Consider the following 25,849-nt stretch of genomic DNA (forward strand, 5'->3'; position numbering starts at 1 on the left):
CGTATACCAAGGAACCCTATATAACTTTGCTTAGGAGCAGCTTTAAGATCCAGGTAAATTTACAGCGATCCTTTGCTAGACCTTATATCTATGATGCGAAGCTGAAAAGAAGGATGCTTACTGAATTCATTCCGATCTAGGTGGAACGCTACATCCCATGGGGGATGGGGCATACAAAATCCAACAGCATTGAAGAAAACAGCTTCTAATTGTCGACGGCCAGAGCTGAGCTTCAGACTTAGGTGCTGCTTATTCCCCATCCAATGTGGGCTGTGGACGGGTTGTAACTGACGAAGAAGGAAGAGTGGTTGTGGATTAGAGGATCCAAATGGTTCAAGCTGATCTTGCCATTCTAACAATGAATGGGAGAGGCTTTCAGCGCTTACTTCTGCATCCAGGTATAGACGTGGGATAAGCATTTCCTCTGTAATTAGGCTCTTTGCAACTTCCTCAAAGGAAGTGCAAAAACTCTTAAAGTTTGCTTCCAACAAGGTCAACCCAGCTGCCATTCGATGGCCGCCAAATCCTTCCAACTTATTCGAACAGCGCCGCAATGCCTTAATGAGCGGAAATCCTTCAATGCTTCGGCCACTTCCCTTTCCCACTCCACTACCATCAAACCCTATAATGAGAGTAGGACGATGGTAGCGCCGTGCAATGCGTGACGCCACGATACCTAGCACGCCGCTATGCCAATTTTGATGTCCTGCGATGATGGCGGCATTGCGGGTGTGATCATGATGCGCTTCTATCCAAAACTCCACTTCTCGAGTAACAGACTTTTCTACAGTTTGTCGCTCACAATTTCGTGTGTTGAGGTCCGTCGCAAGCCTGATACACTCCTCGGGGTCATCAGAAAGTAAAAGTGCTAAAGCCTGATGGGCAGTACCCAACCGACCAGCTGCGTTGATACGTGGGCCAAGACGAAATCCAATGTCGGCAGAGCAAATTGATGCTTTGACACCGGCAATCTGCGTGAGTGCCGCTAACCCTGCCCAACGAGTAGTTCTCATTTGTTTTAACCCCCACTTCACAAGGGTACGGTTCTCCCCTATGAGCGGAACGAGGTCTGCTACAGTAGCTAGGGCAACAATATCTAGATAGTCTTTCAGGTTTATGCCAGGAATGGTGTGATATTTCACAAGGGCATGTGCCAGCTTAAATGCAACTCCCGCACTACAGAGATAGTGAAAGTCTCTTCCCATTTTTGGATTGACCAGTGCTGTGCAATTAGGATGCCTAGAATGGACTTCATGGTGATCGAGGATCACTACATCTGCTCCACGACGACGGACTGCAGCAACCTCTTCTGCCGAGTTGGTCCCACAGTCCACTGCAATGAGAAGGTCAGGACGGTGTTCTGCGAAGCACCGCTTGATACCTGCAAGAGTAAGACCATATCCTTCTTCGGTACGCCGTGGTAAAAAGCACTCTGCTCTTATCCGATAGGCAGCGAGGATGCGAGAAATGAGTGCCAGAGAGGCAATACCATCTACATCGTAGTCTCCATACAACACGATCTTCTCACCGTTGCGCATTGCAATATCCACGCGTTCCACAGCGGGGGACATATCCGGCAATAGCTCTGGAGCAGAGAGAGATCGGAGCTTAGGATAAAGAAAACTTTCCACGGAAGCAGTGCCTGTGAGTCCTCTTTGCAAGAGCAGAGAGACAAAACAGGCTGGCAGCCCAAAAGTACTCTGTACGCTGTCGAGGGAACGCATATCTGTTGCCCTGGGAAGGATCCACTTTCTTTGCATCGAGAGAGGCATAGCTAACGTAGACAGAGGAAATAAATGCTCTTCTGCACCGCAGAACACGCCCACACCCCTTTTGTTATCCCCAGGATAGCAGGCAGGATCAATGAAGAATGCAGGCTCTAAAAAGAGCCAACCTAATTAAACTTTCATAGAAACCTTCTTCAGTAACAGCTGTAGCCAGTTTTTTTTCTAAAAGGTGTGTGCCACATGGTCAACGGCCAAACTACGCACAGCAGGCAAAGTTGGAAACTTGTAAGTGATGGTTCTCAGAGTTTGGTGCCCTCTACTTTTCCATATCTGCTTCCTGTAACTTATCTGTTCAGGCTGTTCCGGTATGACTCGCGATAGAAACTCACTCTGTAGTACCCGCGCTCAAGGCAAATGCTACTAGCATCCAACTGGCAGTGAAACGAATATTCCATGCAATTTCTATCACTCGCCTGATGGGAGGATGAAATTCCCACGTGGACGGAACTGAGGATAGCACACGTATAAAGGAGCAGACAATCAACTACACTGATAAACAGGTTTGGAAAAGAATGCCTACGGCAGTAGAAGCGTAAGTGCCTTTTCTTCCTCGCTAAGAAATACCACGCATCTAACAGGGCTATGTTAGCTAGTGGCAGCATCCCTCACTTTCCCGTAAAGTTGAGAGGCGCAGTAATATCGGGGTGACAGGACTTGAACCTGCGACCTCGTGGTCCCAAACCACGCGCTCTACCAAACTAAGCTACACCCCGACGCAACTATCAACCCACTCAAAAGAGTTGAAAAAACAAATTCGACCGAGTGCCCAAGCAAGGGACTAAGGCTACGCCACCTTGTCACCATTCTAGCTACTTTCGCCAACACTCGTGAACACTGCTGACTCGGGAGGGCAACGCCTGTCTGCAGCATTCTTTAACTCCGTGCCATGTGTTTTTAGCTAAGACCCCAACGGGCGGCCGCGGACCCCTTTTCTATCATACGCAAAACTTTTGCGCAATGGGAACGCGACGACCCATACCAAATGCCTGTTTGCTCACCTTAATACCAGGGGCTGCCTGCTGGCGCTTATGCTCATTAGCATCGATCTTACGAACAATCCAGCGGACCGTTTCTGAGTTAAAGCCTTGGCGGATGATATCCTCAGGAGTCAAATTCTCCTCTATATAGAGATGGAGAACAGAGTCCAGGATTTCATAGGGAGGGAGAGCTTCTTGATCGGTCTGGTGGAAGTGCAGCTCAGCGCTAGCTGGCTTTTTAATGGTATTGGCAGGAATGACCATTCCGTCCCGGTTGATGTATTTAGCAAGGTAATAAACGGAAGTTTTAGGAACATCGGAAAGGACGGCTAGTCCGCCACACATATCCCCGTAGAGAGTACAATATCCGACAGCCAATTCGCTTTTGTTACCTGTGTTTAGTACGATGCTATCCATCTTATTGGAAAATGCCATTAGAGTGATCCCTCGGAGACGCGCTTGTAGGTTTTCCTCTGTTACGCCATCAGGATACCCATTCAATGTAGGCATGAGCTGATGGCACAAGGATTCAAAAGTACTGATGATGGGAACTTGTAGGCAGCGGATACCGAGATTTTTTGCCAGGCACAAGGCATCTATGATGCTAGCTCGAGAAGAGTAAGGACCAGGCATAGCAACACCTAGCACATTTTCTCTGCCAACAGCAGCGACTGCAATAACGGCAGTGACTGCCGAGTCAATTCCTCCACTAAGCCCTAGTACGCATTTCTTAAACCCGCATTTTTCCACATAGTCATGCACACCTAGTACCAGAGCCCGAAAAAGATCTTCCTCCTTCTGGGACACTCTGCCGATAGCCTGGGTGGGAACTCCCTCAATGAGCTCTAAATGTTCCTGAAATCCGGGGAGTCGCCTCCATCTCCCCAGGGGGGATACTACAAGGGAATGTCCATCAAATACCAACTGGTCGTTACCACCCACAGAATTGCAGTAAAAGATCGGTACTTGATGCCGGGTAGCAATCTCCTGAAGTACGCAGAGCCGATCTTCTGTTCTACCAACCTGAAAGGGAGAAGCACTCAGGTTTAGGATACTCTTGGCACCAGCTAACACTAGCTCTTTTACAGGATCTCTCTGGTAGCCTGTAGCCCAAATGTCCTCGCATACCGTTATGCCTACTAGTTGGTCAAGGAGTTGAACAGGACAAACTTCTTCCGAAGGCTCGAAATAACGAGCCTCATCAAAGATACTGTACGTAGGCAACAGTGACTTGTGCACTACCTGGGGCGAGCGACCAGGGATTAGAATGGCTGCTGCATTGTGAAATGGCTTTCCGAAAATTCCCTTGTGGTAATCCACATATCCTACTATTAGGGCTGCACTATCAATCTGAGACTGCAGACGTTTCAAGGCCTCGATGTTAGCTTGGACAAAGCCTTCCCTAAAAAGGAGATCTAACGGAGGATAGCCGCAAAGAGCTAATTCAGGGGTGAGGACAATCTCGGCGCCTCGACTGCTTAGCGCTCGGTAAGCAGATAGAATTTTGTCCGCATTTCCAGAAAAGTCCCCTATTGTAGTGTTGAGTTGGGCGATACCAATTTTCAATCGCCTTGAAACTGCACGAGAGAGAGGCTCTTGGGCAAGATAGAAAATCACTTTGGCACCATAGAATTTGAAGCTAGACTTCAGACACAAAGTACCTCGCATAGTTGCACCTCCATGATGAGTAAGTTTGATACCCGTGGTGCAATTGCTCTTTACAATATGGACTGCTGGGGGGACGGATACTTTACTATTAACCCTTCCGGGAATATTACGGTGCTCCCCACGCGTGACCCGTCCTGTCAAATCGACCTGTATGAGCTGGTAAATGAAGCCCGCCATCGTGGGCTTTCCCTACCGCTGGTGATCCGTTTTCAGGATCTTCTTCGGGACCGTGTAGAAACCATTCAGCGTTCTTTTATATTGGCCATTGAGGAAGCAGGATACCGCAACACCTACCGGGGAGTTTTTCCCATTAAAGTCAATCAACTTCGAGAAGTAGTCGAAGAAATTCTGGACGCTGGGGCCCCCTTTCATGTCGGCCTAGAGGCAGGTAGTAAATCCGAGCTCATGGCTGCTTTAGCTATCCATACGGATCCAGAAAGCCTTGTTATCTGTAACGGTTATAAGGACAGGGAATTTATCCGCACAGCTCTCTTGGGAAGAAAGTTAGGTAAAAGGGTGATCATCGTTGTCGAGAAGCTGGAGGAACTCTATCAAGTGCTTCAACTTTCTAAAGAAATGAGTGTTGAACCATACATTGGAATGCGTGTAAGGCTCCAGTCCAAGGGAGCCGGCAAGTGGGCTACTAGTGGTGGCACAAATGCAAAGTTTGGTCTTTCTACTGCTGATTTAGTAGTAGCTTGTGATACTTTGAATAGTGTAGGTCAGTCTGACATTTTTAAATTACTCCACTTTCATGTGGGATCCCAAGTGCCAGATATTGGCACCATCAAAAGAGCAATACGGGAGGCCGCTCGATTTTACTCTAAGCTGCAAAAAATGGGATATGACCTTACCTACTTAGATGTGGGAGGTGGGCTGGGTGTAGACTACGATGGTTCTAAGACCACCTTCAATAGTTCCACCAATTACACTCTTAACGAGTACACCCGGGACATTGTACATAACATCATGGAAGTATGCGACTCAGAAGGAGTGGAGCATCCTATCATTGTAAGCGAAAGTGGACGAGCTACTGTGGCGCATCACTCGGTTTTGATTGTGGAGGCCTTTGGCTCTATCGAGAAAAATGCTCGGGATCCCGTTAGAAGAGTTTCCGCTGAAGATCCTAAGTTAGTAGAAGAAATTTTAGAAATACGTGACAATCTGTCCCAAAAAAACCGCCTGGAAAGCCTTCATAATGCTCAACAAATTCACGAGCGGGCCCAAGCCATGTTTGATCTTGGGCTACTAGAATTACGACCAAAAGCAAAAATTGAAACTGTCTACTGGGGAATAGCCTCTGCTATCGTAGAGGCGTTCCGCGGCATACGCTATGTTCCAGAGGAGGTCAAGGAGATAGAAAATATCCTTGGAGACCAGTTTATTTGTAATTTCTCCGTTTTTCAGTCCTTACTTGACCACTGGGCGCTCGGGCAACTTTTTCCTGTACTTCCAATTCACCGCTTAAACGAGCTCCCTGAAAGAAACGGTACACTTGTGGATATCACCTGCGATTCAGATGGAAGGGTAGACAAATTCATTGATCTCCAAGACGTGAAGGAAACCTTGTCTATGCACCGTTTTCGTCCTGGTGAGCCTTATTTCCTTGGTTTCTTCCTTGTAGGAGCATACCAGGACATCATGGGAGGGTTGCACAATCTTTTTGGGAGGGTAAATGAAATTCACGTCTTTATGGATGAGGATGAAGAGAGGGGCTACTACATTGAAGAAATCTTGCCTGGAAGTACTGTAGGCCAGGTACTGTTCCTCACACAATGGGATGTCAATGAACTGATACGACGCATGAAGACTCAAACCGATGCAGCGATTAAGAGTGATAAACTGAAGCCAAACGAAGGGATGCGTTTGCTCAATGAATACGAAAAGGGGTTCTCCTCCTATACTTACTTAAAGTTCGAAAACGGCATATTCTAGCCCATTGCTGACGCATGATGCAGAAACGACAGGTTTGAGTAGGTTCCACCACCCCCTTGCAAGGGGAAGAAAGAAAGCTTCTATTATTTCTGCACAGGATCTGGGAAATAGCTTCTTTGCTTTTCAGAAATAGGCCGCCCTAACTTTTCCAACACAAGAAGCATATCTCCCCATACTTTGCGTTTTTCTTGGAGGGATTGGTTTCTAAGCAAGTAAGAGGGGTGGTAAGTAACTAGGACAGGTGTGTTGATATACTTCAACCATCGCCCGCGTAATTCCTTCATTGGCTGTTGTTGACCGAGGAGTCCTTCTGCGGCTGTATTCCCTAAGGCGACGAGAACACGTGGCCGGACGATGGCGATCTGCTCATGAAGCCAAGGGAAACAGGCAGCTACCTCTCCGGATTTAGGCTTGCGGTTTCCGGCGTGGCCAGGGGGCATATCAGGGCGACATTTCAAAATATTAGTAATGTAGACTTCGTTTCGACTGAGACCCATGGTCTCTATGATACGGGTTAGCAAAAGGCCAGCTCGACCTACGAAGGGTTCTCCCTGCCTATCCTCATCCACTCCTGGAGCCTCCCCAATAAACATCAATTCTGCCCGCGGATTGCCTGCCCCAAAAACAACTTGAGTGCGACTAGCTGCTAAGTGAGGGCACCGTATGCAAGAAAGCGCTTCTCTGCAAAGTGACTCTAGCGTCCACTTTTCGCTCCGAGGTTGTGGCAGGGGAAAGAGGGGAGCCTTATCAAAACACTGTGGAAGAAGCGAGGGAGCAGCAGTGGAACGGGGCCTCTTTCGCATGCGACCGATAGATTGTAGTTCTTCTAGAACGTGAATAGAAGCATAAAGCCTCTTCCCCCCAATTCTCCGAATTGAGAGGAGGACACCACGAGAGAAGCTCAAGGCTCGATCGAAGCTGTCCATTTGGAAGGGACCTACAAACGCAGGCGAGCAAAATTTTTCAGTAAGAAACGGCAACATCCCATCCCGGTAAATCATCTTGCCACAAACCTGCCCATTAGCGAGGACAAAGTGCTCTTTAGAAAAACAATCAAAACCTCTGATCGTCTCGCGTAATCTGAACTACTTATGAACTCACTGGAGAGGTTCATTCTGATGAGGTGATTCTGGAATTATTGAGTAGTGTGCCCTAGTAAGGTTAAGTTAGCGCAACATAACGCCCTCACGTATGAGATCCACTGCTCCCTCGCAACTGTTTTACACGCTCTGCAGAAAAATGTGATCGGCCACTGAGGAAAATCTCATGGGGTTACCAGAGGAGAATAATTTTGAGCTTGCCTAAGCATAGGAACGATGATACCTATGTTCTCTGGCTTTCTAGGGGGCGAAAAGGTTTCGACTGAGGGTTGAAGCTATACCTGCATGCCGAGGAAGACTCGTTGGCCTCGTAAAAAACCGAGTCGAAAAAAGATAACTGCTAACTACAGGAATCAACCAGGCGTGGTCGCAGGCAGTCCTGCGGTTGCGCTGCTCGGCTAGTAAAGGGCCGTGGCGCCTTCTTCTTGAAGCCTGCTAGAGAAGAAAAGGCGACGATAGCAGGCTGGCCGGATGTAATGTGTCTACACAGGCGGCGAGGTGAAGTACGGACACTAGAGAGGTAGTCAAGGATGGTGGCCTTTCGGGCGACCTCTGACAGTAGAGAGGGCCACGTAAGCATGTAGACGGTAGGGCAGATAGCTTTCAGGACACGGGTTCGATTCCCGTCGCCTCCAGAGAGAGCAGCGCCTAGGGAGAGGAGAGTGTTCTCCCGATCCCCGGTGGCAAGTTATGGATTTTATTTCTCGATGCAGTGTGCAATAGAAAATGGGGAAGAACATGACACCAGAACTGCAGCGAGCGATTGAAGCAAAGAACTTGAGCCAAGTTACTGCGGAACCCCTGAAGCTTTTGGCCCCTGGTGTGTACTGCTTTCATGAAAGTTGGGGAACAGGAAAAATCGTGGAATGGCAACTGACTACAGGACACATTGTGGTCGATTTTGAAGGCAAGAGGGAGCATCCTATGCAGGTGCAGTACGCTGCACGGGCTCTGCAGCCACTTCGTTCCGGTGACTTACGGGTGCGTGTTCTTCAAGATGCAGCGGCTGTGCGTTTAGAGGCAGAGTCTCTTCCTGTCAAATTTATTCGCTGTTTTTTGCAAGATCACAACGGGAAGGTTGCTCTCAGTTCTCTCTCCTCTACCCTTGTCCCAAAAGTCTTTGATACTGCCGGCTTTAAGAAATGGTGGGGTACTCTTAGGAAGAAACTTAAGTCCAACAGGCACTTCCACTTTCCTTCCAAGAGAACAGATCCTATCGAGTTCCGTCAGGTGCCTCTCTCCTCCCATGAGAGTCTCCTCGCCAAATTTCAGGCAGCACGGCACCTCAAAGATCACATTGTAATTGCCGATCAAATCCTAAAATCACTTGACGATTTTTCTCAAGAGGAAGGAGAACCCCTAAGGGGAGTGGCTCTGCATCTCGGAGAGATGGCTTCTAAGTGCCGTAAATTGCGGTCTGCACAGGCCTTGGAGTTGCTGCTTGCGCGAGATGCAATTTGTTCTAGATACAGGAGTTTACGGCTCGAGCCTCCCTCAGTTACCATAGCAGATATTCTTCAAGCAGAAGAAGACCGATTGCCAGTTGTTTTTGCTGCCCTTCCTTCTGCTAAGCAACATCGAATTCTCGATGTCTTTCCAGAAGTGTTTGGTAAGAGCTGGAAGAGGAAAGTACTCGGTTTAATCCAAGGAGTCAGCTGGCGCACAGTGGTTGGTATTGCGCGTCTTTTTGAGCGCAGGGACGCACTTCATGAGTTTCAAAAAGCCGTATTCATTTCCATAATGGACCGTTCAGTCTCCCAAGAGATTCTTTACTGGGTCTGTAGAAAACGAGGAGGTTATTTTCTCCAGCATCTCTTCAACGCAGATCTTCTTGTCAGCGTGTTGATCATCTTGGAGCATAAACGACTCGATGATGGAAGACGTTCTCGTCTTCATGATCTCCTCCTAGAGGATAAATCGTTATTCCAGGATCTACTCTCCGACGCAAATCGACAGACCGTTCGTGACATCATGCGCCGTCTGCTTCTCAGTTCTGTCTTTGATGATGTAAATCGCCGTTCGTTACTAGCTCGCATCATCAAGATCCATCCCGAGATGCAGAACATGGTAGTCTGTGAAAAGGCGGGAACCTCCCAGGAGGCATTCACTGTTTCTTGGACTAGCCTCGAGCGACGCAAGGCAGAGTATGACGACCTAGTCGGTCGGCAGATTATACAGAGTGTAAAGGATATTGCTGTTGCCCGATCCTACGGTGATCTCCGAGAAAATCTTGAATTTAAGTCTGCTAGGGAGCAGCATGCTGCCTTGATCAGAAGAAAGACTGAATTAGAACTTATGCTAGCTAACGCACGCGGAACAAACTTTGAATCTCCTGATATCTCCAAAGTCTCTGTCGGCACTGTGGTTAGCTTAACTGAAGTTCTCTCTGGTAATACCGAGACGTATAGTATCTTGGGAGCTTGGGATGGCATGCCGTCTAGGAATATCATCTCCTATCAGGCAGCTATGGGACGCGTCCTCCTAGGAAAGCGTGTAGGAGAACTCGTCGAGCTACAGGATAGCAATGGGAAACCCCAAAAATGGCATATCGGTGCCATCCGTCCCTTTGAGAATTTTGAACTACTTTAAGGATTCAAGAGCACTAACGTGCTACCTTGAACAAACAGCCTCTTCCTCTTATGTTTTTTCGTTATGATTTCGACGCAAATTGCTGCATTAACAGCACGGGAAATTCTAGATTCTAGGGGACATCCTACAGTAGAAGTAGATGCCAAGTTGGCAGGAGGTGCCATAGGGCGTGCTGCGGTACCAAGCGGTATTAGCATTGGTGAATATGAAGCTTTAGAGCTGAGAGATGGTGAGGAAAAGCGTCACCTCGGCAAAGGAGTTCGGAAAGCGGTTCAAAATGTAACTGATCTTCTCGCGCCTGAAGTCGTTGGAATGGACGCGTTGGACCAGGTAAAAGTGGACAGACGCATGATCGCCATGGATGGTACGCCTAACAAAGAAAAAATCGGTGCCAATGCAATTCTGGGAGTCTCTCTTGCTACGGCGAAAGCTGCAGCCTCTCAACTTGGTGTGCCCTTATACAGGTACCTTGGAGGTTCTAATGCAAAAGTGCTTCCTCTCCCTATGATGAATATCCTTAATGGAGGAGCGCATTCAGATGCGCCGATCGATTTCCAAGAATTTATGATTGTACCCAGGGGAGTTGGTAGCTTCTCAGAAGCCGTTCGCGCGGGAGCTGAAATTTTCCATGCCTTGAAAGGTGAACTCAAGTCTAGAGGTCTTTCCACGGCTGTCGGTGATGAGGGCGGCTTTGCTCCTAACCTTTCCTCAGTTAAGGACGTCATGGACGCTATAGCTAAATCAGTAGAAAAGGCGGGTTATAGCTTTGGAAAGGATATCTACATTGCCCTAGACGTAGCTTCCAGCGAGTTCTATGACACTCAGTCCGGGCAGTATATTCTCAAGAAGTCAGACAATTCCAAACGTTCTGCCAAGGAGATGGTCTCCTACTATCAAACACTTTGTTCGGACTATCCAATCTTCTCTATTGAAGATGGTTGTGCAGAAAATGACTGGGAAGGTTGGAAGCTCTTGACTGAGACGCTTGGGGACAAAATCCAGTTAGTTGGAGATGACTTGTTTGTAACCAACATGCGATTTCTCCGCAAAGGTATCCGACAGAAGGTCGGCAATTCCATCCTAGTTAAGGTTAACCAAATTGGTTCTCTCACTGAAACTTTTGACGTAATTGAGATGGCGCGCAGGAACAAATACACCCCGATTATCAGTCATCGTTCTGGAGAGACCGAGGATACTACCATTGCAGATATTGCTGTGGCAGCCAATGCCGGCCAAATTAAGGCAGGATCTCTCTCTAGGACTGATCGAGTGGCAAAATATAATCAGCTGCTCCGCATTGAAGAGGAATTAGGAAATAGCGCTGTTTATTGCAAGGCTGGTACTTTCTGATTCTGAGGATTCAATATACCGCCAAGTGTGAAGTGATTACTACACGATGTCAACGCAGGACAAACCGCTGGCATACGGTTAATCAGCTCCTTAGCTTTACTGTTATTTTAGGGGGATTGACGATAATGGGGCTTCTCTTTATTCCTATCCTGGACAGGACAAGGGAACTCAGGAGAGCTCTAGAAACGAAAGAGCAGGAACTGCGGGTTGCGCTTCTCTTGCAAAAAAGGTGGGAGCGAGAAGTGTTCCTTTTGCGGTCAGATCCAACATACCTGGAGACGATCGCACGCGACAAGCTCGACTTAATGAAGGCAGGGGAAATTATTTTCCGACGGCTTGATAGAAGACCCCCTGCCAAAAAAATGGAGTGGGAGGAACGGGAGAGGCGTTTTTCTACTCAAACTGTCATCAGTTCATTTTTCGTAGCGAATGACTCCCGCGCGCATTGTTTCGATGCATCCAACGCGCCAGAAGTAGTCCTACTAAGGCTGAAGGTTACGTGAGAGAACAAGGAATCTGACTTTGTCCGTCTTGTGTCCCGATAGCAGCAAAGAGGGCATCGGTGATGCGCTTTGCCATTTTGGCAATCTGACGCTCATCCTGTCCCTCGATAAGTAGCCGTATTTTCGGTTCTGTTCCGGAGTAGCGTAGGAGGACTCTTCCCCTGCCTTTGAGGACTTTCCGAGCGTGCTCTATGAGGTTTTGTACGTGGGAGAGAGAACTAATAGGGGGCTTCTTTCGCACCATTAGATTTCTCTGCACTTGAGGATATTTTACCAAGCAACGCTTAAGCTCACTGAGTGGCTTTCTGGATTCGATCATAATACGCAAAATCTGTAGAGCACTCACGATACCGTCACCAGTGGTAGTGTAATCTCTGAAAATTAAATGTCCGCTCTGTTCCCCCCCAATATTGAGTCCATTGCGTAGCATTTCCTCCATCAGATAGCGATCCCCTACATTAGTTCGGATGACACGCCCTCCACATCGAGTAATGGCTTCGTCAAGCCCAACGTTACTCATGACCGTAGCCACAAGGGTCTTCTTTACAAGAAGATGCTTACGCAGGGAGTCCAGTGCTACAATTGCCATAATTTCATCACCATCCAGTAGATCTCCTTTTTCGTCGCAAAAAAGAACACGGTCAGCATCCCCATCGTGCGTAATTCCCACATGTGCTCTAGTTTTAAGAACAAATTTTTGGATAGCTTGTGGAAAAGTACTACCACTGTCTTTGTTAATGTTTATCCCATTAGGGGCATCATGTAATACACATAAGTCTGCACCTAGCTCTCGTAGAATGTTAGGGGAAGACTTGTAGGCAGCCCCGTTAGCGCAATCAAGGGCAATGCGTAGGTTTCCAAGAGTGTAACTATGAGGAAAACTCCGCTTAGCGTGTTCTACATAGCGGATTAATGCGTCATCAACGTGAACTACGCGGCCAATTTTAGCGGCAGTGGGATGGATGATGGATCTTCTGGTCCCAAGAAGGACGAATCTTTCAATGGAAGCTTCTACAGAATGAGATAGCTTGTAGCCATCGTAGCGAAAAAATTTAATACCGTTGTCCTCGTAGGGATTGTGTGAGGCGCTTAGAATCATACCAGCGTCAGCACGCAGAGAGCGCGTAATGTAGGCAACCCCAGGAGTTGGCAATGGGCCAACAAGTAAGACATCTACGCCAAGTGAGGTAATACCGGCAACTATGGCGCTTTCTAGCATGTAACCAGAGAGACGTGTATCTCTCCCAAGGACTATAGTATGCCTCTCTCTCGGAGGATTAGGATTTCCACTTCCTCCTGTGCTAAAGACGTAAGCCGCAGCACGACCAAGCCGAAGCGCAGTTTCCGCTGTAATCGGCTCAATATTAGCAGTCCCTCGTATTCCATCAGTCCCAAAGAGTTTTTCACTCATGGTAGGTTACGGAACGACGTATCCATTCGGGAGGAAACGGGGACTTCATTGCATTTTTACGTACAAAGTACCAGATCACACTGGCAAGAACTAGACAGAGCAATTTTGCCCACCAGTTGGAGATAAGACCCCTCATGTCTCAGCAAGCAACAGGAGTTGGTTTAATTGCTGTTGGAATTCTTCGGCACCCAAGTTGGGCCTAATAACCCCATTGTGGCAAATGGAAATATGCCCAGTTTCCTCAGAGACGACAATTGCCACGCTGTCCGTAGATTCCGTCAGTCCTAAAGCTGCACGGTGCCGCAAACCAAGGTTTCGATCAAGATCTTCACGTTGGGTTAGAGGCAGGATACATGCGGCAGCAACAATATGGTCCTTATGTAAAATCACAGCCCCATCATGAAGAACTGTTTTGGGATGAAACATAGTGAGGATAAGTTCTCTGGAATAATCACAATTGATGGGAACACCAGTTTCAATAATGGGACGAAGGCTGATCTTTCTCTCAATAACAAGAAGAGCTCCAAAACCCTTGTTTGAAAGCTCAATGACACTACCCACCAGCTCCCCAAGCGTTTCATGCTTCTCAGAGGTTGTCAAAAGAAAGTGGTTACTACCAAGCTCCGTAATAGCACGCCTGAGTTCTGGTTGAAAAATGATGACTAGTGCCAACGCAAAAAATCCGGAAAGACTGTGTAATAGCCATTCAATGACCGTGAGGTTAAAAAACCGTGAAAGCAGGGTAAGTATTATAAAAATCAGGACCAACCGGAGTAGTATTCGCCCCCCCTGCATTCCACGTAGACGAAGACAGGTGTAATAGAGGACAATGGCCAAAATGCCAATTTCTGTTGTTGCGGTCCAATACTGCTCAAGAAAACTGAGCGCACTATACATCGAACATCGATAAATCTTAGGGAAGTAAGATGGCTTCTGTCATTTTAAGAGCCTCACGATGAGGTGCAGGCTCATGTACTCGAAACAGGCGGACACCTTTTTCCCTACAAAAACTTGTTAGGGCTACCCCAGGCCAAAATCGGCTTTCCACGGACCGAGCACCAGAAGTTACTGAGAGAAAACTCTTGCGAGAGACTCCGACAAGTACTGGATACTCTCCTCCAGTCAAAACCGAGAGAGCACTAAGGAGCTCCCTATTGTGAGAAAAGTTTTTTCCAAATCCAATTCCAGGATCAAGTGCTATACTCACAGGATCCACTCCGGAGGACGTTGCTATCTGTGCTCTTCGAAGGAGGAAATCCCGGACTTCTGTAGATACACTTGTGTAGTGAGGCTTTTGTTGCATGGTGTGAGGGGTACCCTGCATATGCATCAGCACTAGACCAGCCTTTGTCTCTGCTGCTACGGAAAGCATTTTTGGATCTCCACGAAGAGCTGTTATATCGTTGATGATATCCGCTCCCTCTTCTAAGCAGCAATGGGCTGTCTCTGCCTTATAGGTGTCGACGGAGAGCAGAATATCACTCTTCCGGCGTAATGCTTGTACAACCGGCAACACACGAGCTAATTCTTCTGCAGTGGAGATAGGTAGGGCACCAGGACGAGTGGACTCACCGCCGATATCTATGATATCCGCCCCTTCCTCTATCAACTTCATTCCGTGGAGAACAGCAGCTTCTCCACCAACATGTTGGCCTCCGTCCGAAAAGGAGTCAGGTGTTACATTGAGAATGCCCAGGATAAGTCCTTGCCGAGAGAGATCTATATTCTTTTTCCGGGCACGCCAAATCATTCACTTCTTTCTGGGAAGTCGCACAAAAGTAGAGTACGCGTGTGCGTCTAGGCCTTCAACCTGACAAAGGGTATCGATGAAGGGCAAGCTCCTCCGTAGGGAGTCCTCGTCAAAGCGTAAGATGCTGGTGCGCCTCTGAAACTGGTCAGCTGTTAATCCTGAAAAGGATTTCCCTGCTCCTCCGGTGGGCAATTCGTGGCTCAGGCCTGCCAGAAAATCTCCCGCGGCTATAGGAGAGATACCTCCAAGAAAAATTGCACCAGCAGCTACTAATTGCCTAGCAACTTCCTCAGGATTACAGGTTGCTATAGAGACGTGCTCACTAGAAAATCCGTTAGCCATTTGAATACACTGGCCCATTCCTTTGCAAAGGATGAGGCGTGCATTTTTTAGAGAATCTCTTAATTGAGTCTTACGGGAACAGAGCTTCACTTGTTCCTTAAAGGATTTATGGACCTTGTTCAGTAGTTGGGGAGAATCTGTAAGCAGTATAGCCACGCTCCCCGAACCATGTTCGGATTGCGCCAGAAGATCTGCAGCAATCCAGTCTGGATGAGCTGAAGCGTCTGCAATCACCAATACTTCGCTCGGTCCAGGCAGTAAGTCCACAGCTGTCCATCCAAAGACTTGCCGTTTTGCTTCCACCACATATGGATTACCAGGACCAAAAACTTTTCGTACTGATGCAATAGTTTTTGTCCCATAGGCCAGAGCAGCAATTGCCTGGGCTCCCCCTATACGGTAAATCTCAGTAGCGCCGCAAAGAGAAAGCGCTGCTAAAAGGGATGAGCTAAGAGAACCATCCGCTCTACTGGGGGTAACCACCACGATCTCCTGCACACCAGCGGCCATAGCTAATGTACATGTCATCACCGCTGAGGATATCAGAGGCGCTGTCCCTCCCGGTACGTAAATACCAACACGATCCAAAGGATCAAAACGCTCTCCTATCATAGCTCCTTGCGTATTTCTGGAGGACCAATTTTTCCGCAGAGTCCTCCTTGCAAATTTCAAAAGATTGGTACGTGCTGCTAAAATAGCACGACGTGCGGAGGGAAGGAGAGTAGCAACTGCAGAAGCAATCTCTTGTTTGTCTACACGCAACTGCGACGCCTCTAGTTCCACCCCACTAAATTTTTTTGTGTAGTGCAGAAGAGCCAAATCGCCACGCTTTCTTACGTCTTGAATAATTTTGTGTACGCAAGATTGCACTTTACGCACTGGCTGCAAAGTGCGATTGAGCACACTGAGCTGCTCACCGAAATTACTATCAGTGTGCCGCAAAATCTTCATCTGACACGGATATTGCGTTGTGTAACGGTCGTTGGATCGCCGATAACGGTAACCAGCACGGGAGTTAGTGCTACTCTGCACAGCGCGTATCCCCCCCACAGGGGAGGCGCTGTTGCATCGCAATACTCTGCTGCCACACGCTTCGGAAGGGACGTACTACCGCACCCCCTCGACTGGAAAAAACAGCCACACATTTTCATATGGGAGAAGAGCTAAGGAGGGCGCGCAGCGTTATGAAAACCAACCATCAATGGCAGACACCCAGCTGGTTGTCAACATTCCTGACCAAGAATGCAAGAAAGAAATCTTCAAGCTGTAGAGTCAGTAGGTAACTAGATAAGAAGCGAAGCTCCTAACTATCTATCACAGCTACAGTGTAAGGCTGGCACGAGATGCGCAAAGAACTTCTTCTAGTTTGAAGCACTATCAAAAGGAAAGTTCAGTATGGGAACTACCCAGGCCTAGTTAGAACTAGTCCGGCAAAGAAACTTTATCAACTTCCTCGCCAGCTCTCCATGCTATCTAGAGGAGGGTTGCCGTGTATTTGCACCTTGGTAAGGATGCGAATCTCCACGGGCCACGAACCGACAAAGACAGCCTCGTGGGTTGTTTACTTACATCGCAACTCGCTTGTCAAACTGGCTCCAACAGCAGCGCAAGGCTTAACTAGGTATATAGGAAAGCACTACAGGCTTCTCCTTTTGGAACCCGGCTGACTCTTTGTGCAGGTTAATCCCTGTAACAGATGTCCTTCAATGAAAGATTGAATACCGCCGTCCATGACCTCATGGACATCAGTAGCCTGAACTCCAGTTCTTAGATCCTTTACCAATCGATATGGCTGAAAGATGTAAGAACGGATCTGATTCCCCCAAGCGATGGTCCCCTTTTCTCTAGATTGAGTATTTCTCTCATCCCGTTTCCTCTCTACCTCAATTTGATAGAGTTTGGCCTTAAGTAACTTCAAGGCTGTATGGCGGTTTTTCAGCTGACTGCGTTCATTTTGGCAAGACACGACTATGCCTGAAGGGGAATGGGTAATTCTTACAGCAGTTTCTACTTTATTTACATTTTGCCCCCCCTTACCACTACTGCGGTAGGTATCAATTTTCAGGTCACGCTCTTCCAAGTGGATAGGAACTTCTTCAATTTCGGGTACTACGTCGACGCTTGCAAAGGAGGTGTGGCGACGTTTGTTTGCATCAAAAGGGGATATACGCACCAGGCGATGCACCCCACGCTCTTGCCGAAGATAGCCGTATGCATATTCTCCAAAAACCCGTAGAGTAGCATATTTAACGCCCCCCTCTGCTTCCTGAAAGCTTACCTCTTCATACTTCATAAGAGGATTACGCTCTATCCAACGGGCGTACATTCGTATGAGCATGCGTGCCCAATCACAAGACTCCATTCCTCCAGCCCCCGCATGAATGGTAAGAAACGCTGAGTTTCTGTCAAACTCTCCGGAAAAGAATTGGATTAATTCGAAACGCGAAAGCTCTTTTACCAACCGTTGATACTCAGAATCTATCTCCGCTACTATAGCAGCACGCAACCTTTGAGAGGGCTCCTCGATGGCGATCTTTTTAAGTATTTCCAGCTCTTCCAGCTTCTTTTGCAATACATGAAACGGGCTTAGCTTGGAACGCAACTCGGATGCCTTGTGGACGATACTTTCAGCCCTTGCACGATCTTTCCAGAAAGACTGAGACGCCATCTCGATCTCCAGTTCCGCTAGACATCGGGAAATTGTGGATAAATCAAAGAGACCTCCACAGCTCGGCCAAGCGTCCGTCGAGTTTGGAGGTATCTACCAGTTGGAGGTCTGTAATCATTAGCTACTTTTGTAGCGCAAAACCAAAACAGCTACCAGACAAGACTGAGCTCACAGCCGGCATGTTATACTTTTATACGTAGAGAGTAAAAACATCCTATTGCTGGCCTATCTGCCCCCCAGAAAATGCTTCTGTTATCTCATTCATGTTCTCTCTGTGAGAACTATCACCTGCCAATCACTACAAACTCCTAACTAGTAGAGCGCCCCAATTTCCACACGCCGATTTTTAGCCCATGCAGTCTCATTATCCCTTGAATCTATGGGCATCTCCTCACCAAAACTGACAGTTTGTAAACGATCGGCCCTCACCCCTGAGCTAATCAGAGCCTGACGTACCGTATTCGCACGCCGCTCCCCCAAAGCCCGATTATACTCCTCAGTACCCCATGAATCTGTAAAACCCGCAACAATAAGCATCTTGCTATGCGACCCTCTTATAGAAGCAGCAATATCCCTTACTTTACCTTGCTCCGCTCCGCTGAGCGCAAAGCTATCAAAGGAAAAATAAACAGGCTGATACTGACCCCGCTTGACACTGCTCCCAAAGAAGTCTCCTCCCTCTACGCGATCAGGTAATGGAACGGTGTTAATAAAGTCTCCATCGACTCCAGCATACCGCTCCCTTTTTGCACGACAGGCAGAAAAACCCATTCCGACAGCTACCACAAACGCAAAAGAAAGGATGCACCTCCTCATAATCTTCATAAACAAGTTGCTCCTTCTTGCACCGGAGCACAAGTCCCACACTCACCGTCCCCAATAAGGCTCAGAAATCTTCTCATACCCCCGAAGGACATATGTGGTGCGGCCAGTTTGGGAGTCAAGCAGAATAAGAGAATTACCATCTGTAAAGATCAAGTGTCTTGAATCTGCTCCCCAAGTGGGGTTTTCCCCCCGTGCTAGTAACCTGGTATCTCCTGCCACCAGATCCTTTATCGCTACAGTAAGACTACCGCAAGACCAAACATTGAATGCTATCTTACGCCCATCTGGGGACCAATTTGGCTCTGTGCAATAGCCAAAGCCCGTGCGAACATGCTCGGCCATCTCATCATTCCTGCCGTTTACTCTTACCCGATACAATTGTGGCCCACCAGTCTCATCTCCAACATAAACAATTTCATGACCATCTGCAGACCACGTCGGTGAAGATGCTACCCCATGCCAAGTATGGGTGATCCGAGATACTTTTTTTTCCAACATGTCTACCACGTAAATTTCCGGTCTTCCGTCTCTGCTTACCGTACAGGCAATACGGTTGCTGTCTGGGGAAAACGCCGCCCCTGAGTTGGTACCCGGAAACCTTACCAAGCGATAGCGAGCACCAGAGAGGAGATTTACCAAGTAAATATCCGCATACCCGCTCAAGTAACCCGTATAAGCCAACCGATTCCCTCCGGGACTTAGCGTAGGCCTAACACTCAGGTTACGATCATGCGTCACCTGCTCCGGCGTACCACCATCGTAGTCGCAAAGATAGATTTCTTTCTTACCAGTTCTTGCAGAAACGAATGCCACACGCTTGGAAGCCACTCCTTTTTTACCTGTCAAGATCTGCACAACATCATCCGCGAAGAGATGAGCCATCATCCGAAAATTATTCCTATAGTTCTTGGATAGAATACACCTGCCTGAGACGTCTGTTAACCGGCCTAGTAAAGATCCTCCAGATATCGTACCGGACACAGTGTATGATGCCTTTTCTTTTCCAAGAAAAGCAAACCATCCACTGAGATCCAGATCATTTCGCAAAACGTGAGTAACAGCAGTGCCATTAGCACCGATAATCTGCGACATTACCAGGGGAATGCGATCACTATTATAAATAGTAATGGTTGGAATCTCCTCAGCAACGGCAGCACTTACAATAAGATAAGAGAGGAGGAGGCCACCAAGATTTTTCATCGATGAAGCTCTCTGTTAGTTTTTCCCACTACAAGTGGGAAATGATATTGTCCCCAAACTCAGAACACCTGATTTCAGAAGCATCTTCCATCAAACGGGCAAAATCATAAGTTACTCGCCTAGTATCAATAGCAGCATTAAGTCCTTTAACTAAAGCATCAGCAACCTCATGCCACCCCAAGTAACGGAACATCATTTCACCAGAAAGGATAACGGATCCTGGATTAACTCGATCTAAGTCTGCATACTTGGGGGAAGTGCCGTGGGTCGCCTCAAAAATTGCGTGGCCTGTCACATAATTAATATTGCCACCTGGCGCAATGCCAATGCCACCCACCTGCGCAGCTAGTGCATCCGAAAGATAATCTCCATTCAGATTTAGGGTAGCTATAACGTCAAACTCTTCCGGACGTGTAAGCACTTGTTGCAGGGCAATATCGGCAATAACATCCTTAATTACAGTTCCATTAGGTAATCGACACCAAGAACTCCCTTCTATCCCTATGGCCCCAAATTCCCGCCTGGCCAGATCATAGGCCCACTTCCGAAAAGCGCCCTCTGTAAACTTCATGATGTTCCCCTTATGAATGAGAGTGACACTACGACGATTCTCATCAACAGCATATTGAATAGCAGCACGCACAAGACGCTCGGTACCTGCTCGACTAACCGGTTTTACGCCGATACCCACTTCTGTTTCCTTATAAAGATCGGAAGGCAACCCTGCAACCCTAGCCCATTCTAACCCTCGTTCCTTAGATCCAAAGCGGATCTTTTCAAAAAAAGTGGGGAACTCAGATTTCAGAAACCTACACACAGAATTAGCTTCAGCGGTACCGGCTTTAAATTCAATACCTGCATAAATGTCTTCCGTGTTTTCACGGAAAATGACCACATCCACTTTTTCTGGATACTTGACTGGAGAAGGCACTTTAGAAAAGTGCCGCACGGGACGCAGACAAACGTAGAGGTCTAACATTTGGCGAAGGGCGACGTTGAGTGAAGAAATGCCTTCTCCTACGGGTGTGGAAAGTGGCCCCTTAATACCTACAAGATATTCTTGAAACGCTGCAACCGTCTCTTTGGGAAGCCAGTCGCCAAATTTTTCCCTAGCTGTTTTTCCAGCACAAACCTCTAACCAGGCAACCCTGCGTTTGCCGTTATAAGCTTTCTCCACTGCTGCATTAAATACACGCTCGCTAGCGGCCCATATATCCGGTCCACTTCCATCCCCGCGGATAAAGGGAATAATAGGACAGTCAGGCACAACAAGTTTCCCCCGAGAAACGGTGATCTTGCTACCTTGTGATGCAATAAACGCTTTGCAAGTCATAAATTTTATGAGCCATTCCAGCACTAAAAAAGCCCGGATATCCGCTCCTTCTCGGTACACTATCTCGCCCAGCGGGCCAAGGGAAAGGAATCAACTATCAGAAAGACGCTGTCTGCCAAGGCAAAACCGCGATGTAGTGACGGACAGCGGTGCTGAGTACAAAGTGTGGCCCAGGCATGCCGGCTTTCACCCACACCCAACCTATCCCAGGGCAGCGCAACAGGAGGAATACGAGCAAATGTATGGGAGAAAATCAAGGTCAAACCATCCTGACACACAGGGCGACAAATGACTGCTCTGACACGTTGCCCACGCGCCATAGCATGACTTCTCCCATTGGGGAAAGAAAAACCGAACGATATAAAGTTTAGCACATGCCAGCCATTGAGAGTTGAACGACAGGCAACCCAAAGTGATCTTCACTCTCTTCTTACATGTTGCTGACGTATGCGCCTTACCCTATAGCTATTGCGTGTGTCGTTAGTGCAACGAACTTGTCTGGCCTGTACAAGGAGACTAGTAGATGCGAAAATTGAACAATCTCGTCATTTTCTAGCACTTACTCCAGAGTGAAAGACGACATTAATCCTACTCTATTCAGAATTGAGCAATTTGAGCGACTCACAGCCTACCGATTCATCTAGATCAGAGTGGCAAAGAACTGCAGGGAATCCCTCCTTGCCAGAAGTTTTCCGAAGTGTCCATGTACCGCAAGAAGGACAGGGGTTCTTTGGATTTTGTCGCAAGCTTTTGGCATTCTCTGGGCCAGGTTATTTGGTAGCAGTGGGTTATATGGATCCAGGTAACTGGGCAACTAGCCTGGCTGGCGGAGCGCAATTCAACTATACCCTTCTCCCCGTAGTTGTCCTTTCTAGCTTTGCGGGGATCGTTTTACAGTACCTTGCGCTGAAGCTAGGAATTGCTACTGGAAGAGATCTAGCTCAGGCATGCCGTGACTGCTTTACTCCGGGAGTAAATATAGTTCTGTGGATCACATGTGAAATTGCTATCACTGCCTGTGACTTGGCCGAAGTAATTGGATCTGCCATTGCCCTAAATCTTCTTTTTGGCCTTCCTTTGGTGTATGGTACGTGCATCACGGCCATGGATGTTTTGTTCATTCTTTTCCTGCAAAATAAGGGATTCCGCCTTATTGAGGTATTGGTACTAGTGCTCATTCTTGTCGTTGGAGGAAGCTTCCTCGTCGAAATTATCCTAAGCCACCCGGACCTGGAGCAGATGCTTTCTAGCTGTGTGCCTTCGATGGAGATTCTGCAGAATCCAAACATGCTCTATACAGCGATGGGCATCTTAGGCGCAACGGTAATGCCGCACAACCTCTACCTCCACTCAGCCATTTGTCAGACGCGTAACTTTGGGCCAACTAAGGAAGGACGGAAGCAGGCCATTTTCTATGCTACGCTGGATTCTACGCTCGCGCTTATGTGCGCGCTCTTCATCAATGCGGCTATACTTGTCGTCTCTGCAGCTGTCTTCTATAAAGGAGGATATTTTGAAGTCGCTGAAATTCAGGATGCTTATAAGCTTCTTAGCCCACTATTGGGTACCGGAGTTGCAAGCTTTCTATTTGCTTTAGCTCTACTAGCTTCAGGACAAAACTCTACGCTAACAGGCACCTTGGCAGGTCAAATCGTAATGGAAGGGTTTCTTAATCTGCGCATTCATCCCAGTCTACGCCGCCTAATTACACGGCTCCTAGCAATCCTTCCGGCTGTATTTGTCACCGTTATTGCCGGAGAAGATACCACCGCTCGTCTTCTGATCTTGAGTCAAGTCATTCTAAGCTTGCAATTAAGTTTTGTAGTGATCCCACTGGTCTTCTTTACTAGCGACCGAAGCAGGATGGGGAATTTCGTCAATACCTCAGGCCTAAGCCTTCTTTCTTGGACTCTTGCTATCCTTATTGTGGCTCTGAATGGCTGGCTTTTAGTAGGAACCCTTCGGAACGGGTTTGGAACAAAGAGTTTCTCCCTCTAAGAAAAAATGCTCGCCCCCTTTTGGCCACTTTCCCTATAACGCTGAAAAGGTTGGCTAGGTGATAGGGTCTGGGACCCTACATACCCCCTTGCCTTTCGATCTTTTCACACGCGGGGAGACTACTAGCAACGTCCAAGCAGCAACTTATCCTAACCCAATTGCCGCACTACAGTGCAAGCCCAGCCCTTGCAAAAAATAACAAAGGAGTGTCTGCTTGCACACAACAGGTAGGTACCGGTGATAGTGGCCTCCTAGTCTCGACTCTAAGGCAGCAATTCCACGAGTCATGGCCCAGAAGATCCCGGGTTGTATCTGAAGTATGTTTGGACTCAGCCCTCCTAAACACTTCTCACTTCTATCTGGTAGAAACCAGCCCTCTGGGAAGACTGCAATTTCCCGGCGAAGAGTTGTAACGGCGGCGGCTGGGATAGGAACCTAAGAAGACGAACTTCTCACACCACTGAGAGGCTTCCTCGAGCGCCGCTTTTACAGAAAGATCTGCTACAGATCCGTCTACCTCTATGAGGAAAACATAACTCTCTGGTTTTCCAACTAGTGGATGGGAAATAATCATACACAGGTTAACAGCACGACGCGAAAACGGTTCCAGGAAGAAGTATAGACTGCCGCAGACATTTTTCAGCTGAAATGTCGACGAAGTTTTCCATCGTCTTGATGCAGCAAGAAATCCCCATTTGCCTGGACGACCTATGACAAAAAACCTAGTCACATTTACCCCTCCTGGTTGGATAGGAAATTGAAGAATGTCCAAGTGGTAGAGGGATGCCACACCAGGGGCGGCGAGCGCTGCCGCATTACGTGAAGTACTCGCCTTAGCTGCTGCAAAGGCTGTACTCTCAACGGAGACGACACGAGCACTAGGAAAGTTAGTAGCCAGCCATTCCTTATGATGCCGAATGGGAACAAAGTGCGAATATATACGGCGTATTCTCTCTCCATTATGCCCAAGAAGTGCAAGCTGCACATCTAAAGATAAATCTTCCAGAATGTGGACGGCCCCAACCTTGGCTAGAAGCATATCTACCGTATCATAAATTGCTCCCCCAGAAGAATTTTCGATTGGAACCACTGCGCAAGCCTCTGGGTGATTCACTAAGAAGTCGAAAATAGCAGAGATATTAGGTTTGGCAATCAGCCTGGTGTTCTCTCCGAAACGGCGTAATGCCACCAGGTGAGAGAAGGTCCCCACGGGGCCTAGATACACGATAGATGGGCCAATACCCTCTGCCATAAAGATATTTCCTCCCAGGACAAAAAGTACCTCCGCACAAAATCCTCCCCCTTTGGTTTAGACGGAGACCTCGGAGCCCCCTCTCTTGAGCGAAGAAGGGGTGAACAAGAGGAGAAACGAGCTTCTATCGAAGAATTTTACTTCATTAACAAAACTGCACGGGCACGTTTAATCTGTCGAGTGATTTTACGGTGCAAACGAGCAGGCATCCCAGTCGTACGACGGGGAAGAATCTTTCCACTTTCCGTGACGAAGCGCTTAAGAAGATCTGGATTTTTGTAATCGATAGCACTAGCAGCAACATCAATCCTCCTTCGTGGCATCGAGCGGTTGGCTTTCCGGAAATTGGAACGCCGTCTAGCGTCTCTGGGTTGCATGAAGCTCACTTGATTTCACGGTGAAGGGTATGCCTCCTAAGGTAGGGGTTGTACTTCCTCTTTTCGAGTCGTCCCTGGGTACGGGGACTTTTCTTATTTCTAGTGGTAACATACCGCGACACAGGCCTTCCACCAGCTGCGGCCTCAGTACATTCTAGCGTGATAATTTCTTGAGCCACGGGAATACTTAAGAGCTTCTCTCACTCCTTATTGTCAGCGGACTCTTCTTCCTCTACCTCGTTGCCCTCTTCATCAACTAGTCCGAACAAAGAAGAAACAGGTTGACGTACCCGCTGCGACCGACCACGCCTCTCGAGCTCAGACTGACATTCAATCGTATAACGAGCGAAGGGGAGAGCCTCTAGACGGATCTGAGGGATCGTCTTCCCACACATCTCGCAGAGACCATAGGTGCCGTTCTCTATGCGCTTGAGCGCCTGGTCAATTTCATAAAGAGAATCTTGCTCCTGGGAAAGCAGGCTTAAGGAAAAGTCACGGTCGTAGGCATCACTACCAGCATCTGCCTGATGCATCCCAAACGCAGAGGCTTCGCTACCCTCTGCACGGGAACGCAAGCTATCTCTTCCGACACCCCGCATAGAATCCAGTAGGGTATCCTTTAGAGTCAAAAGGCGCTCGCGCTGATGACGGAGGAACTGTATCTTTTCCTTTGCCACGGCACCCCCAGATGGGCTGAGTCCGGACAAGGCAGGTGAAGTGGCGCTAGAGGGAACCGACCGCCCTGCCAGAACTCCAGAACCCTTTTCCTCCGTGTAAGACCTGT

At 48.0% G+C, this 25,849-nt stretch carries 20 protein-coding genes, 1 tRNA gene and 1 other RNA gene; 6 read left to right on the forward strand and 16 right to left on the reverse strand.

The genetic code is table 11. From position 1 onward, the window contains the following. Positions 1-59 precede the first annotated feature (59 nt). The 3 genes from recJ to AMD24_RS00090 form a co-directional block, all read right to left on the reverse strand. Positions 60-1,724, reverse strand: coding sequence for a single-stranded-DNA-specific exonuclease RecJ (gene recJ, locus AMD24_RS00080; RefSeq protein ID WP_158404287.1), 1,665 nt, complete (start codon positions 1,722-1,724; stop codon positions 60-62). Between the two features lie 702 nt (positions 1,725-2,426). Continuing rightward, positions 2,427-2,500: transfer RNA gene (locus AMD24_RS00085), tRNA-Pro, on the reverse strand. Between the two features lie 222 nt (positions 2,501-2,722). Beyond that, entirely contained in the window at positions 2,723-4,432 is a 1,710-nt protein-coding gene (locus AMD24_RS00090) for an NAD+ synthase (RefSeq protein ID WP_235503187.1), read from the reverse strand. Positions 4,433-4,447: 15 nt separating this feature from the next. On the opposite strand from AMD24_RS00090, the gene speA reads away from it, so the two are divergent. After that, complete coding sequence (gene speA / locus AMD24_RS00095) at positions 4,448-6,367, forward strand: biosynthetic arginine decarboxylase (RefSeq protein WP_320408895.1); 1,920 nt, start codon at positions 4,448-4,450, stop codon at positions 6,365-6,367. A gap of 83 nt (positions 6,368-6,450) precedes the next feature. Here the strand turns inward: speA and AMD24_RS04325 are convergent, their stop codons facing one another. Then, the gene (locus AMD24_RS04325) at positions 6,451-7,368 is read right to left on the reverse strand and encodes a uracil-DNA glycosylase (RefSeq protein WP_082382966.1); all 918 of its coding nucleotides are present in this window, start codon (positions 7,366-7,368) and stop codon (positions 6,451-6,453) included. A 342-nt stretch (positions 7,369-7,710) separates the two neighbouring features. Between AMD24_RS04325 and ssrA the strand changes: the two genes are divergently transcribed. The 4 genes from ssrA to AMD24_RS00120 all read left to right on the forward strand — a co-directional run bounded on the left by ssrA (position 7,711) and on the right by AMD24_RS00120 (position 11,909). Beyond that, positions 7,711-8,105, forward strand: a transfer-messenger RNA (tmRNA) gene (gene ssrA, locus AMD24_RS00105). A 100-nt stretch (positions 8,106-8,205) separates the two neighbouring features. Further along, positions 8,206-10,056 (forward strand): GreA/GreB family elongation factor, encoded by a 1,851-nt coding sequence (locus AMD24_RS00110; RefSeq protein WP_158404290.1) that lies wholly within the window; start codon positions 8,206-8,208, stop codon positions 10,054-10,056. Positions 10,057-10,119: 63 nt separating this feature from the next. Then, positions 10,120-11,406 carry a phosphopyruvate hydratase gene (gene eno, locus AMD24_RS00115; protein ID WP_062100127.1) on the forward strand — a complete coding sequence of 429 codons (1,287 nt, stop codon included), beginning with the start codon at positions 10,120-10,122 and terminating at the stop codon, positions 11,404-11,406. Positions 11,407-11,438: 32 nt separating this feature from the next. Continuing rightward, complete coding sequence (locus tag AMD24_RS00120) at positions 11,439-11,909, forward strand: FtsB family cell division protein (RefSeq protein WP_062100128.1); 471 nt, start codon at positions 11,439-11,441, stop codon at positions 11,907-11,909. Here AMD24_RS00120 and glmM read toward each other — a convergent pair. The 8 genes from glmM to icd all read right to left on the reverse strand — a co-directional run bounded on the left by glmM (position 11,902) and on the right by icd (position 21,438). Beyond that, complete coding sequence (gene glmM / locus AMD24_RS00125) at positions 11,902-13,320, reverse strand: phosphoglucosamine mutase (protein ID WP_062100129.1); 1,419 nt, start codon at positions 13,318-13,320, stop codon at positions 11,902-11,904. The two genes, AMD24_RS00120 and glmM, sit on opposite strands and share 8 nt — an antisense overlap. Before the next feature lie 132 nt (positions 13,321-13,452). Next, positions 13,453-14,217 carry a diadenylate cyclase CdaA gene (gene cdaA / locus AMD24_RS00130; protein WP_062100130.1) on the reverse strand — a complete coding sequence of 255 codons (765 nt, stop codon included), beginning with the start codon at positions 14,215-14,217 and terminating at the stop codon, positions 13,453-13,455. 16 nt (positions 14,218-14,233) lie between these two features. Then, a complete protein-coding gene (folP, locus tag AMD24_RS00135) occupies positions 14,234-15,070 on the reverse strand; it encodes a dihydropteroate synthase (protein WP_062100131.1) in 837 nt (278 codons plus the stop codon). Continuing rightward, positions 15,071-16,363 carry a histidinol dehydrogenase gene (gene hisD / locus AMD24_RS00140; RefSeq protein ID WP_062100132.1) on the reverse strand — a complete coding sequence of 431 codons (1,293 nt, stop codon included), beginning with the start codon at positions 16,361-16,363 and terminating at the stop codon, positions 15,071-15,073. A 685-nt stretch (positions 16,364-17,048) separates the two neighbouring features. Next, positions 17,049-18,198, reverse strand: a protein-coding gene (prfB, locus tag AMD24_RS00145; protein WP_148565153.1) for a peptide chain release factor 2 whose coding sequence is annotated in 2 segments (ribosomal slippage) — positions 17,049-18,137 and positions 18,139-18,198 — 1,149 coding nt in all. Because the reading frame shifts where the segments join, the coding sequence is not laid out codon by codon here. 194 nt (positions 18,199-18,392) lie between these two features. Beyond that, entirely contained in the window at positions 18,393-18,905 is a 513-nt protein-coding gene (locus AMD24_RS00150) for an OmpA family protein (RefSeq protein ID WP_062100134.1), read from the reverse strand. Positions 18,906-18,947: 42 nt separating this feature from the next. After that, a complete protein-coding gene (locus AMD24_RS00155) occupies positions 18,948-20,105 on the reverse strand; it encodes a PD40 domain-containing protein (protein ID WP_062100135.1) in 1,158 nt (385 codons plus the stop codon). 28 nt (positions 20,106-20,133) lie between these two features. After that, entirely contained in the window at positions 20,134-21,438 is a 1,305-nt protein-coding gene (icd, locus tag AMD24_RS00160; RefSeq protein WP_062100820.1) for an isocitrate dehydrogenase (NADP(+)), read from the reverse strand. Between the two features lie 612 nt (positions 21,439-22,050). Between icd and AMD24_RS00170 the strand changes: the two genes are divergently transcribed. Further along, positions 22,051-23,436 (forward strand): Nramp family divalent metal transporter, encoded by a 1,386-nt coding sequence (locus tag AMD24_RS00170; RefSeq protein ID WP_062100137.1) that lies wholly within the window; start codon positions 22,051-22,053, stop codon positions 23,434-23,436. Positions 23,437-23,791: 355 nt separating this feature from the next. On the opposite strand, the gene AMD24_RS00175 is transcribed toward AMD24_RS00170, so the two are convergent. From AMD24_RS00175 to AMD24_RS00185, 4 genes are all read right to left on the reverse strand, one after another. Then, the gene (locus AMD24_RS00175; RefSeq protein WP_062100138.1) at positions 23,792-24,688 is read right to left on the reverse strand and encodes a prephenate dehydratase; all 897 of its coding nucleotides are present in this window, start codon (positions 24,686-24,688) and stop codon (positions 23,792-23,794) included. A 137-nt stretch (positions 24,689-24,825) separates the two neighbouring features. Next, positions 24,826-25,011 (reverse strand): 30S ribosomal protein S18, encoded by a 186-nt coding sequence (gene rpsR / locus AMD24_RS00180; protein WP_062100139.1) that lies wholly within the window; start codon positions 25,009-25,011, stop codon positions 24,826-24,828. Between the two features lie 59 nt (positions 25,012-25,070). Then, positions 25,071-25,244 (reverse strand): 50S ribosomal protein L33, encoded by a 174-nt coding sequence (gene rpmG / locus AMD24_RS04330; protein ID WP_082382968.1) that lies wholly within the window; start codon positions 25,242-25,244, stop codon positions 25,071-25,073. A gap of 21 nt (positions 25,245-25,265) precedes the next feature. After that, positions 25,266-25,742, reverse strand: coding sequence for a TraR/DksA family transcriptional regulator (locus tag AMD24_RS00185; protein ID WP_235503188.1), 477 nt, complete (start codon positions 25,740-25,742; stop codon positions 25,266-25,268). Between the last annotated feature and the right edge of the window lie 107 nt (positions 25,743-25,849).

This window comes from Candidatus Xiphinematobacter sp. Idaho Grape, from assembly GCF_001318295.1.
Lineage (GTDB): Bacteria > Verrucomicrobiota > Verrucomicrobiia > Chthoniobacterales > Xiphinematobacteraceae > Xiphinematobacter.

Coding starts and splice junctions, on each gene's coding strand:
- recJ (WP_158404287.1), bottom strand. CDS start 1,724: ATGCGTTCCCTCGACAGCGTACAGAGTACTTTTGGGCTGCCAGCCTGT.
- AMD24_RS00090 (WP_235503187.1), bottom strand. CDS start 4,432: ATGCGAGGTACTTTGTGTCTGAAGTCTAGCTTCAAATTCTATGGTGCC.
- speA (WP_320408895.1), top strand. CDS start 4,448: ATGAGTAAGTTTGATACCCGTGGTGCAATTGCTCTTTACAATATGGAC.
- AMD24_RS04325 (WP_082382966.1), bottom strand. CDS start 7,368: ATGATTTACCGGGATGGGATGTTGCCGTTTCTTACTGAAAAATTTTGC.
- AMD24_RS00110 (WP_158404290.1), top strand. CDS start 8,206: ATGACACCAGAACTGCAGCGAGCGATTGAAGCAAAGAACTTGAGCCAA.
- eno (WP_062100127.1), top strand. CDS start 10,120: ATGATTTCGACGCAAATTGCTGCATTAACAGCACGGGAAATTCTAGAT.
- glmM (WP_062100129.1), bottom strand. CDS start 13,320: ATGAGTGAAAAACTCTTTGGGACTGATGGAATACGAGGGACTGCTAAT.
- cdaA (WP_062100130.1), bottom strand. CDS start 14,217: ATGTATAGTGCGCTCAGTTTTCTTGAGCAGTATTGGACCGCAACAACA.
- folP (WP_062100131.1), bottom strand. CDS start 15,070: ATGATTTGGCGTGCCCGGAAAAAGAATATAGATCTCTCTCGGCAAGGA.
- hisD (WP_062100132.1), bottom strand. CDS start 16,363: ATGAAGATTTTGCGGCACACTGATAGTAATTTCGGTGAGCAGCTCAGT.
- AMD24_RS00150 (WP_062100134.1), bottom strand. CDS start 18,905: ATGAAGATTATGAGGAGGTGCATCCTTTCTTTTGCGTTTGTGGTAGCT.
- AMD24_RS00155 (WP_062100135.1), bottom strand. CDS start 20,105: ATGAAAAATCTTGGTGGCCTCCTCCTCTCTTATCTTATTGTAAGTGCT.
- icd (WP_062100820.1), bottom strand. CDS start 21,438: ATGACTTGCAAAGCGTTTATTGCATCACAAGGTAGCAAGATCACCGTT.
- AMD24_RS00175 (WP_062100138.1), bottom strand. CDS start 24,688: ATGGCAGAGGGTATTGGCCCATCTATCGTGTATCTAGGCCCCGTGGGG.
- rpsR (WP_062100139.1), bottom strand. CDS start 25,011: ATGCCACGAAGGAGGATTGATGTTGCTGCTAGTGCTATCGATTACAAA.